The sequence below is a fragment of the Streptomyces sp. H27-H5 genome, from assembly GCF_026627505.1.
GTDB lineage: Bacteria > Actinomycetota > Actinomycetes > Streptomycetales > Streptomycetaceae > Streptomyces.
In genome coordinates this window covers 1-1,207 of record NZ_JAPNLK010000310.1, presented here as the reverse complement: position 1 = coordinate 1,207, position 1,207 = coordinate 1, and the positions used below count along the sequence as shown (strand labels likewise).

Here is a 1,207-nt window from a genome sequence, read left to right as displayed (position 1 = left end):
CCACCTCCGACCTGGACGATCTCCTGGCCAGGCTCGACCAGCACACCGCCGATCACCCAGAAGAATCCTCCGCCGCCAAGGCCGCGTGATCAACCCCCGAAGGACTTACGACGCAGACCACTAAGACCTCGGCAGGAATGTTCATGCGGCATCCCGCAGAGCGGACGATCGCATCAGACACCAGGTCGTGCCGTCGGAGGCGACGCCCCAGCACCCCCGGAGGTCCCGAGCGAGCTGGTCCACGAGGAACAGGCCCCGTTTGCTCACCTCGTCCGGACCCGCCATCGCGAACGTGGGGACGTACGGGCCGCCACCCGTCACCGTCAGCAGGAAACCGCCATCCCCGACGATCAACCGAACCCGGATCGAACTGCTACATCCGTGCCGAAGTTCGTTTGTGACGAGTTCGCTCGCCACCAGTTCGGCCGCCGACGTCACCTCTGCCCCGATGCCCCAACGGCGCATGTGAGACACCGTGAAGCGGCGAATGTCCTTCACGTAGAGGGCATCCTCGGGGCGGAAGGAGCCCGGACCGGAGGGCCGCCCACACCAGACGACGGCTTCCGCCCCGTCGCGGAACCGCGCGGGCTTCGGGACGCAGTCGGTCTGCGCGTAGGAGGCCGGCAACGTTTCCGCACAGGCCGACGCAAGAGGTACGTCGCCGAGCACCATGGTCGGCACCCTGGGACTGGTCATCAGCGGTCCTTTCGGCGGCGGATCCGTCAGCAACTCGCCCAGGTAACCGCCCAGGACCAGACCCCGAACAGGGCGATACCGAAAACTCATCTCCACACGCCCTAGGGTGATTTGACCGACCGTTTACCCGACTCGGGATCGTGATCGGACCTACTGTGAAGCGATGAGCGCGCTGCCGAACCACGTACTCGTCGAGTGGATGAGCGACCAGAAACTGGGCTCCCGCGAGCTGGCTGAGCTGGTCAACAAGGCCGTCGCCGAACTCACCGGCCGACCCGGCGGACTGGACGACAGCAACATCCGTGCATGGCGTTCCGGACGTGTCCGCTGCCCCAAAAGTGTCCAACTGCGAGCCCTGGAACTGGTGAGTGGGAAGTCGGCCACCGACTTAGTGGTCTGCGTCGTAAATCCTTCGGGGGTTGACGTCGGGCTTGGCGTGCGCTTGCCCGTGTCAGGTGTCGAGACCGGTGAGGTGGAGGTGGCAGGCGGTGTCGAGTGCGTCCTCGGGGGT

Annotated in this window: 1 protein-coding gene and 1 pseudogene; one reads left to right on the top strand and one right to left on the bottom strand. The window is 65.7% G+C overall.

Going from position 1 to position 1,207, the window contains the following annotated elements:
* Positions 1-141: 141 nt before the first annotated feature.
* On the bottom strand, positions 142-696 hold the full coding sequence (locus OTB19_RS42960; RefSeq protein ID WP_267804291.1) for an ATP-binding protein: 555 nt from the start codon (positions 694-696) through the stop codon (positions 142-144).
* Between the two features lie 163 nt (positions 697-859).
* Here OTB19_RS42960 and OTB19_RS42955 point away from each other — a divergent pair.
* Positions 860-1,207 (top strand): annotated as a pseudogene (locus tag OTB19_RS42955) (hypothetical protein); the annotation flags it as partial.